Origin of the sequence: Roseovarius amoyensis, from assembly GCF_003260265.1 — a bacterium.
Lineage (GTDB): Bacteria > Pseudomonadota > Alphaproteobacteria > Rhodobacterales > Rhodobacteraceae > Roseovarius > Roseovarius amoyensis.
In genome coordinates, this window is record NZ_QITQ01000052.1 from 1 (window position 1) to 8686 (window position 8686).

The window sequence follows — 8686 nt, forward strand, 5'->3', positions numbered from 1 at the left end:
AAGAAACTGACAATCCGACAGCGCCGCTTGCAACATCAAAAACAGGCGGCATAATCAATCACACAAACGTGCCAGAGCCTCCAATCCGCAAACCGCTCTGATGTCCCATTTTATATGACGACGGACAAGACCGGTGATCGGCTAACGCCCAGCCATTCAAAGACCTCGAAGGGGCGCAGGCTCCGGTATTACGTATCGCATCGCCTTGTCCGTGGGAACGCGCCACGCGATCCGTCCGGTTGGCGCTTGCCAGCCCCAGAACTGGAATCAAAGGTTGCAGATCTGATTGCCCTGCATATGAACCGTCCGGATTTCCGCGCGGGGATCATTCACAACGCGTCAACAGAAGAGACAGCTGACTTCAGCACAAAGCTCTCGTCAATTGGGGAGCCGGATTCCGACGCAACAAGCGATGCGTGCAGCACCCATCTGGCCCTTGTGCATCGCATCGACATCGCTCCCGGTGAACTGCGTATATCAGTTTCGCCCGAACGTCTTGCCGTTCTGCTCGACGTAACTCCAACCCGCGTCGTCGAAGATCTGCTGTCAATCGCGGCCCCGTTTCAGCATCGCAAAAGGGGTGTTGAGACCAAACTCATCATAGGCTCGGAACCAGCAGAAGTTGATAAAACATTGCTGCGCAACATTGGCCACGCGCACCGTTACTTCGATCTTGTCAGATCCGGCAAGACGATCGGCGAGATCGCCGAAACTGAAGGCTTCTCAAAACGCCGTGTTCAGCAACTGATCGAACTGGCCGTCCTGGCCCCGGATGTTACCCGGTCAGTTCGGGAAGGTCGCCAGCCGACCGGCCTCACATCTGACTGGCTGTTACGGCATGCCTATTCGCCGATCTGGTCAGAACAGCGCGATCTGTTTTCCACGCTCTGAAACAACGCTCCGTCACAAAGCCATCAACTGACCAACATTCCTGATGTACGTCCGTGCAAACTGCTAGCGCGGAAATGGCGATTCCAGATTTTTTCAGATATGGCAGGAATTGCCACGCTTGTGGAGTCTGGGGTATTACTGAGCGTTGAAATGCCCCGGAAATTGCGGACCATTTCTTATAAATACACAGTAATATCAAGTAGTTATGGGTACTGGCTGGGGTGGTAGGATTCGAACCTACGATCTCCTGTACCAAAAACAGTTGCCCTACCACTAGGCCACACCCCAATTGTGACGCGCTAATTACTCTGGTCGTGAAACGGGTTCAAGAGCGGATTGGCAAAATTTGCCCCATTACTTGACGGTTTCATCGGGTCCCACCCCCCAGAGATGTGCGCGCGGCGCCCAGCCGCTGTAACCGTCGGCATCCAGCCGGCACCACTGCGCCTCGCAGGCCTTCAGCCGGGCGACGACGCCCAGCTCCAGCCGGGCCACGACGGGGGCGGTGGGGGCGGGGCGCGCGTGCAGTTCGGTCATGTCCTTTTCCACCACCACGGTGCGCACCCCCGACAGCAGCGAATAGTGCACCCAGCCGCCGGCGCCGTCGCGATCGCGCACCCGCCGCCAGTGGCCGTATTCGGCGGTGATTTCCAGCGGCATGTCCTTTTGCTTGAAGATCCAGTCGATTCGGTGGGTCAGGCTGGGGCCGCGGCGGACATTGGCCTCGCTCGCCTTCATCGACACGAAGCGCGGCAGCGGCAGGTTGGTGACCGGCCCGCGTTCCCCCGCATGCGCGGGCATGCCGAAGGCGCACAGGCAGGCGGCAAGGAATAGGGCGGCCACGGAACGGGTCAATCCGACCGGCATGCTGATAATCCTGCTCGTCAATGTTCAAGGGGTTCTTGTGCCCCGGTGCGTCCTGCGTCAGTCTGGCAGCAACGCGCGAACTTTGAAAGCCGAAGGAGACGCTTCATGCCATCTGCCCGCCTGAGTGTTGTCGTAACGCGACGCCTGCCCGAAGCGGTCGAACGCCGCATGGCCGAGCTGTTCGACACCCGCCTGCGCGAGGACGACAAGCCGATGACGCGCGACGAACTGGCCGAGGCGATGAAGACGGCGGATGTGCTGGTGCCCACCATCACCGACCGCATTGACGCCGGGCTGATCGCGCAGGCGGGCGAACGGCTGAAACTCATTGCCAATTACGGCTCCGGGGTCGACCATATCGACGTGCATACCGCGCGCCAGCGGGGCATCCTGGTGTCGAACACGCCCGGCGTGCTGACCGACGACACCGCCGACATGACCATGGCGCTGATTCTCGCCGTGCTCCGGCGCATCCCCGAGGGGCTGGCGGCGATGCAGGCGGACGAATGGCACGGCTGGGCGCCCACGGCTTTTCTGGGCGGGCGCGTGGCCGGGCGGCGGCTGGGCATCCTGGGCATGGGGCGGATCGGGCAGGCGGTGGCGCGGCGCGCGACCGCGTTCGGAATGCAGATACATTATCACAATCGGCACCGCCTGCGCCCCGAGATAGAGGATGAACTTGGCGCGCGCTATTGGGAAAGTCTTGATCAGATGGTCGCGCGGATGGACGTGATCAGCATCAACTGCCCGCACACGCCGTCGACCTTTCACCTGATGAACGCCCGCCGGCTGAAGCTGATGAAGCCCGACGCGGTGATCGTGAACACCTCACGCGGCGAGGTGGTCGACGAGAATGCGCTGACGCGGATGCTGCGCGCGGGCGAAATCGCCGGCGCGGGGCTGGACGTGTTCGAGCGCGGTGCCGAGATCAACCCGCGGCTGCGGGCGCTGAAAAACGTGGTGCTGCTGCCGCATATGGGCTCGGCCACCCATGAGGGCCGGATCGAGATGGGCGAAAAGGTTTTGCTGAACATCAAGACCTTTGATGACGGCCACCGCCCGCCCGACCAGGTCGTGCCCTCGATGCTGTAGGGGATCGCGCCCCCGGGCTTCTTTCTGGTTCCAAATACCCGATCCGACAGCGGGCTTTGGCGCGGGACAAGGCCGCAGGCCGCCGCGCCAGAGGCGCCGCGCCCCCATGCGGCGGCTCTTTGGTTGCCGTTGCGCGCAAGATCGGCCTTTGGCGGAACCTGTCACCATAAAGCACGCTGCACGGCGGTTCCGATCGCCCCCGCGCGCGGCGTCACTGGCGCGGCTCGCGCCTGGATGTGTGCGGGCGCCGCCCCGATGGCCGGCGCCCGCGCAGCCCGTTTCAGAGCGTGATCACCGTCGATCCGGTCGTTTCGCGGGCCTCCAGCGCCCGGTGGGCGTCGGCGATCTCTTCCAGCGGCCAGCGCTGGCCGATGTTCACCTTGACTGCGCCGCTTTCCATCTTGTCGAACAGGTGGCGCGCCATCGCCTGGCAGCGGTCGTGATCGGCGAGGAAGGTGAACAGCGTCGTGCGCGTCAGCTTGAGAGAGCCCTTGGCGGCCAGCGTCAGCAGGCTGACCGGCTCGACCGGGCCCGAAGCATTGCCGAAAGAGATCATCATGCCCAGCGGTTTCAGACAGTCGAGCGAGGCATCAAAAGTGTCCTTGCCGACCCCGTCCATCACCACGTCAACGCCGGCATCTTTGGTGATCTTCTTGACCTCGGGCACGAAATCGGTCTCGCGGTAATTGATGCAGTGGGCGGCGCCATGTTCGCGCGCCAGCGCGCATTTGGCGTCCGTCCCGGCGGTGCCGATCAGCTCGATCCCCTCGGACCGTGCCCATTGGCACGCGATCAGCCCGACGCCGCCGGCAGCGGCGTGAAAGAGCACACTGTCGCCCTTGGCAATGGGCGTGACCCGGTGAAAGAGGTATTCCACCGTCATCCCCTGCAACATCATCGCCGCCGCGTCCTCGTATGAAATCGAGTCGGGCAGGGGGCAGACCTGCGCTGCGGGCATGACGCGCGCCTCAGCATAGGCGCCGGGGGGCATGGCGGCATAGGCGGCGCGGTCGCCTTCTTTCAGGTGGGTGACGCCCTCGCCCACGGCCTCGACAATGCCGGCGGCCTCCATCCCCAAGGCGTGGGGCAGGGGCAGCGGGTAAAGCCCGGTGCGCTGATAGACGTCGATGAAGTTCAGCCCGACGGCGTGGTGACGGATGCGGATCTCGCCGGGGCCGGGGTCGCCGACCTCCCGCTCGACGACCTTGAGCATCTCGGGTCCGCCGGGCTCTTCGATGACGATGGTGCGTGACATGGTGCGTGCCTCCGGTTTCGGTGTCTGGGTTCAAGGGGATTGATGCACCCAAAGCGTGGCGGCTTCAATCCCGGTGGCGACATGTTGGCGGCGTGGTTGCGGTGATGGCAGGGCTGCGGCAGACTGTCACGACGCCGCCGGGCCGGGCGGCGGGCAGGAGGGATTGCCGTGCGCGTCATCGTTGTAGGGATATGGCTGGTGCTTGCCGGGTTTGCTGCGCCCATCGCGGCGCAGGAGGCTACTGATACCGTCGCGCCCGAGGGTGCCGGGGCAGGGGCGATCGCAACCTCTGCCGCTGTTGCCGATGCGCTGGCGGCAAAGGATGCCGGGCGGCCGGTCGAGGCACGGGACTGGATGATCGTGGCGGCTAATCCGCTGGCGGTCGAGGCCGGGGCGCGAGTACTGGAACGGGGCGGCACCGCTGCGGATGCGATGGTGGCGGTGCAGGCGGTGCTGGGGCTGGTCGAGCCGCAAAGCTCTGGCCTGGGGGGCGGCGCCTTTCTGGTCTGGTATGATGGCGCCAGCGGCGAGATCACCACGCTGGACGGGCGCGAAACCGCACCCCTGGCAGCGACGCCGCGGCTGTTCCAGGATGACACCGGCGCACCACTGGAATTTTTTGATGCTGTGGTGGGCGGGCGCTCGGTCGGGGTGCCGGGCACGCTGGCGCTGCTGAAGGCCGCGCATGAGCGCTGGGGGCGGGCCGGCTGGTCGGGGCTGTTCGACGATGCGATCCGTCTGGCCGATGATGGTTTCGCCGTCTCGCCCCGGCTGGCGCTGGCGGTGGCGGGTGATGCGGCACGGCTGGCGCGGTTTCCTGACACGCGCGCCTATTTCTTTCCCGGCGGCCGGTTGCCCGAGGTCGGGCAGACGCTGCGCAACCCGGCCTATGCCGACACCCTGCGCATTCTGGCGCAAGAGGGACCGGCGCCCTTTTACACCGGCCAGATTGCCGCCGACATCGCGGACAGGGTACGCAGCGCCCCCGGCAACCCCGGGGTGATGGCGCCCATCGACCTGGCGATCTATCGGGTCAGGGAACGCCCGGCGGTCTGTGCGCCCTATCGCGGGCACGAGGTCTGCGGCATGGGGCCGCCATCGTCGGGCGCGCTGGCGGTGGGGCAGATACTGGGCCTGCTGGCGCCCTATGATCTGGCCGCGCTGGGTCCCGACAGCGCCGAGGCCTGGCGGCTGATCGGCGACGCCAGCCGTCTGGCATTCGCCGACCGTGGCCGCTACGTCGCCGACAGCGATTTCGTGCCGGTGCCGGTGAAGGGGCTGATCGATCCCGCCTACCTTGCCGGCCGCGCCGAGCTGCTGAAGGGCGACACCGCGCTGCCCGAGGTCGCGCCGGGGCAGCCGGAATTCGACCACGCGCTGAACCTGGCCGATGGCGGCGCGCTGGAATTTCCCTCGACCTCGCATATCTCGATCGTCGATGGTTTTGGCAATGCGCTGTCGATGACCACCACCATCGAGAACGGTTTTGGCTCGCGCCTGATGGTGCGGGGGTTCTTGCTGAACAACGAACTGACGGACTTCTCGTTTCGCAGTCATGTCGACGGGGTGCCGGTGGCCAACCGGGTCGAGCCGGGCAAGCGGCCGCGGTCCTCGATGGCGCCGAGCATTGTGATCAAGAACGGCCGCCCGGTGCTGATCGTTGGCTCGCCCGGCGGCAGCCGGATCATCGGCTATGTCGCCAGGACCATAATCGCCCATATCGATTGGGGCATGGACGTGCAGCAGGCGGTGGCGCTGCCGCATCTGGTCAACCGCTTCGGCACCTATGACGTGGAAAGCGGTCGTGTGGGTGTGGGGCTGGCCGGTGCGCTGGCCGGGATGGGGTTTGAGGTCGAGCGCCGGGTGCTCAACTCGGGCTTGCACGCAATTTCGCTGGGGGCAGGGGGCCTGCGCGGCGGCGCCGACCCGCGCCGAGAGGGCGTGGCGCTGGGGCGGTAAGGTTCGGGGTGTATACTTTTTCCACCGGGGCATCAGCCCCGGATCGCGCCCGGCCCCGCCCCCCAGGGCGGGCGCGATTGCGCCCACCCCCGGGGCCGGGCGCGATCCTTCCGTAATTGCTTTGGTTCAATCACAACTGATCCTGTTTGGGCTACGCGCAATTGCGCTCTTGCCCGCGCTGCCGGGATTTGGAATAACACGCCCAGATCAAGGAGGTCGCCGATGCCCGCCCGTATCTACAAGCCCGCGCGCAACGCCATGCAGTCCGGTACTGCCAAGACCAGGCAATGGGTGCTGGAATTCCCCAATGAAAGCGGGCGCGACATCGACCCGCTGATGGGCTGGACCTCGTCCGCCGACACCCGCACCCAGGTGCGCCTGCGCTTTCCCACCAAGGAGGCGGCGCTGGACTATGCCAACGAACACGGCATCGAGGTCGTGGTGCAGGACCCCCACCCGCGCAAGCCAATCCTTCGTCAACGCGGCTATGGCGAGAATTTCTCGACCGACCGGCGCGGCATCTGGACGCACTGAGGCATTTGTAAATCGGGGTTAAGTTGGCGCGAAATCGGGCAGAAGATCCGGCGGTGCTGGTGTTGGATCAATATATTGCGCCCAGCTGACTGCTCACCGCTGTATCTGGGGCGTGGGCGATTCAGGCATCGCAGCGTTCATAAAATCCATAAAGCGGGTGGCAAGACGGGGGGCTGTAGCCTTTCGTGAAGCGAAGACCTGTGTAGATTCAGGCATAGTTCCTCCCATTTGAGGGGTGTTTGTACCGAATTTCGGGCATAGTTTTTACAACCCCTTGAAATTGTGTGGCAGGGATAGAGAATTCCGGCGTCACTCGACGGTGCCGGCGAGATATGGGCAGGAGTTATCCTGAGCAGTCCGATGCCCGCTCCGATCCCAGGCTTTCGCACCCTTGCAGTTGGAGCGGTTGTGCTGAGAATTCGCCTGTCCGCATGCCAGATCGGCCAAGTTGGTAACTTTGCAGTACCTAACCTGTCTTGTGGAAGCGGACATTCGGCCCGTTTACCTGATTAGCGCCGAGACGCTCGACACGAAGGGCGGGAAGCATGCGTAATTGGGCTGACTGAACTGATGCGGTGGATGCCCCCACCCGACGGCATCGAATGTGCCATAACGGTTTTGTAGGAACCAACACGATGGAGGCATCCATGTCAGAGATTAGCATATTGGCGATTGATCTTGCCAAGGGCAGTTTTCAGGTTTGCGGCGTCACGGCAGACGGTGCCGTTGTTTTCAACAGGTCAGTGTCGCGACCGCGTCTGTATCACCTCTTGGCGGAGCAAGCGGATTGTGTCGTGGCGATGGAGGCCTGTGCGACGTCCCATCACTGGGGGCGGGTCGCTCAGTCTTATGGACATGAGGCGCGCCTTATCCCTCCGGCCTATGTGAAGCCGTTCGTGAAACGCCAGAAGAATGATCGGGCTGACGCTGAGGCGATAGCCGAAGCCGCCAGCCGCCCCAGCATGCGTTTTGTGGCGGTGAAGAGCGCTGAGAAACAGGGACGCACTCCAAAGGTGGACGACTCGCCGCCCGCAGCAAGGACATCCCGCCGCTACCGTGGCCGACTCTTGCACCGCCATTCTCAGACAACGCGCTGGCGGAGACGATCATCGGCCTCTTCAAAGCGGAGGTCATTCACCGGTTGGGGCCGTGGAAGACCGCAGAGGCGGTCGAGTGGGTAACCCTGAAATGGGTCGACTGGTTCAACAATCGCCGCCTGCTGCAACCCATCGGGAACCTCCCACCAGCAGAGGCCGAGAAGATGTTCTTTGAACAGTGCAACGAGTTCTATAAAGTCGCGTAAGACGGAGTAATCAGCCTCCGGCAAAACCGGGGCGGTTCAGTTCACAGAAGAATGGCCTTCACGCCTTCTTCGTACTTGCGGCCCTTTCGAAGCTTGCTTCTACGTTCTGTAGCAATCTTGGCGAATTCTTTGAGGGCTTCGATGTCCTGCACGATCTCGTCTGCTTTTGGAAGTTCTGTCGGCAAGTCCTCTGCGAGATCATGTCCAGAATAATGGGAACATCGCTTCATTCCCTCGAATATCGGCGGATAATCATTCCCCGGATCAATACATGCTTCTTCAAGCCGCTGCGTCATGATCTCCGGCCTGAACCTCTGAACAACACGGTTGAGAAGGATCTCCTCGACAATTCTCTCCCACGTATCACGCATTTGCGTGTAGAGGCCGACGATTGGCGTCCTAAATTGCTCATCGGTATGGTCATATCCTGACTCATTGAGGATCCTATTATCGACATCAATCTCTGTGAGCCGTTCGGACACATTTTTCATCTGCCTCGGCTTTTGTGCATTGTCGATAATACCGAATTGGTCTTTACCAAGGCTGCTCTGAGCTACTCCCCATCGGTTGGACAGGATCTGGCGTAATTCAAGCTACTCTTTGCATCTGCTGATCGGGGTTGGTTGTTTCATTTCTCTGCCAATAGACCACGGCTGGCGGTCTGCCGCCAAGGGCCGAGTGCGGGCGTTGGTGGTTGTAGAAGGTCATCCATTTCCGGATGCCCGCCTTTGCTTCCGACCCGGTCTCCCAGGCATGCAGGTAGACGCACTCGTATTTCAGGGTCC

The 8686-nt window shown here is 62.9% G+C and carries 8 protein-coding genes, 1 tRNA gene and 2 pseudogenes; 6 read left to right on the plus strand and 5 right to left on the minus strand.

What is annotated here, in order from left to right; genetic code table 11:
* Window positions 1–114: 114 nt before the first annotated feature.
* A complete protein-coding gene (locus DL899_RS18710; protein WP_162685662.1) occupies window positions 115–891 on the plus strand; it encodes a hypothetical protein in 777 nt (258 codons plus the stop codon).
* A gap of 213 nt (window positions 892–1104) precedes the next feature.
* Here DL899_RS18710 and DL899_RS18715 read toward each other — a convergent pair.
* Window positions 1105–1179: transfer RNA gene (locus DL899_RS18715), tRNA-Gln, on the minus strand.
* Between the two features lie 66 nt (window positions 1180–1245).
* Window positions 1246–1758, minus strand: coding sequence for an SH3 domain-containing protein (locus tag DL899_RS18720; RefSeq protein WP_111735839.1), 513 nt, complete (start codon window positions 1756–1758; stop codon window positions 1246–1248).
* 105 nt (window positions 1759–1863) lie between these two features.
* Between DL899_RS18720 and DL899_RS18725 the strand changes: the two genes are divergently transcribed.
* Window positions 1864–2850, plus strand: a complete 987-nt coding sequence (locus tag DL899_RS18725) for a 2-hydroxyacid dehydrogenase (RefSeq protein ID WP_111735840.1) — start codon at window positions 1864–1866, stop codon at window positions 2848–2850.
* Window positions 2851–3130: 280 nt separating this feature from the next.
* Here DL899_RS18725 and DL899_RS18730 read toward each other — a convergent pair whose 3' ends face one another.
* Window positions 3131–4105, minus strand: coding sequence for a quinone oxidoreductase family protein (locus tag DL899_RS18730; RefSeq protein ID WP_111735841.1), 975 nt, complete (start codon window positions 4103–4105; stop codon window positions 3131–3133).
* 168 nt (window positions 4106–4273) lie between these two features.
* On the opposite strand from DL899_RS18730, the gene ggt reads away from it, so the two are divergent.
* The 4 genes and pseudogenes from ggt to DL899_RS18750 all read left to right on the plus strand — a co-directional run.
* A complete protein-coding gene (ggt, locus tag DL899_RS18735) occupies window positions 4274–6064 on the plus strand; it encodes a gamma-glutamyltransferase (protein WP_111735842.1) in 1791 nt (596 codons plus the stop codon).
* Window positions 6065–6286: 222 nt separating this feature from the next.
* Window positions 6287–6598, plus strand: a complete 312-nt coding sequence (locus DL899_RS18740; RefSeq protein WP_111735843.1) for an ETC complex I subunit — start codon at window positions 6287–6289, stop codon at window positions 6596–6598.
* Between the two features lie 647 nt (window positions 6599–7245).
* Window positions 7246–7596 (plus strand): annotated as a pseudogene (locus DL899_RS18745) (IS110 family transposase); the annotation flags it as partial.
* Between the two features lie 86 nt (window positions 7597–7682).
* Window positions 7683–7901, plus strand: a pseudogene (locus tag DL899_RS18750) (IS3 family transposase); the annotation flags it as partial.
* 41 nt (window positions 7902–7942) lie between these two features.
* Here the strand turns inward: DL899_RS18750 and DL899_RS18755 are convergent.
* Together DL899_RS18755 and DL899_RS18760 are read right to left on the minus strand one after the other, a co-directional pair.
* On the minus strand, window positions 7943–8392 hold the full coding sequence (locus tag DL899_RS18755; protein ID WP_111735844.1) for a hypothetical protein: 450 nt from the start codon (window positions 8390–8392) through the stop codon (window positions 7943–7945).
* Window positions 8393–8489: 97 nt separating this feature from the next.
* On the minus strand, window positions 8490–8686 hold a 197-nt coding region (locus DL899_RS18760), incomplete at its 5' end, for an integrase core domain-containing protein (RefSeq protein WP_162685459.1).

Bases quoted from the DNA above. Each gene is read 5' to 3' on its own strand.
- DL899_RS18720 (WP_111735839.1), bottom strand. From the start codon at position 1,758: ATGCCGGTCGGATTGACCCGTTCCGTGGCCGCCCTATTCCTTGCCGCC.
- DL899_RS18730 (WP_111735841.1), bottom strand. From the start codon at position 4,105: ATGTCACGCACCATCGTCATCGAAGAGCCCGGCGGACCCGAGATGCTC.
- DL899_RS18725 (WP_111735840.1), top strand. From the start codon at position 1,864: ATGCCATCTGCCCGCCTGAGTGTTGTCGTAACGCGACGCCTGCCCGAA.
- DL899_RS18740 (WP_111735843.1), top strand. From the start codon at position 6,287: ATGCCCGCCCGTATCTACAAGCCCGCGCGCAACGCCATGCAGTCCGGT.
- DL899_RS18710 (WP_162685662.1), top strand. From the start codon at position 115: ATGACGACGGACAAGACCGGTGATCGGCTAACGCCCAGCCATTCAAAG.
- DL899_RS18755 (WP_111735844.1), bottom strand. From the start codon at position 8,392: ATGAAAAATGTGTCCGAACGGCTCACAGAGATTGATGTCGATAATAGG.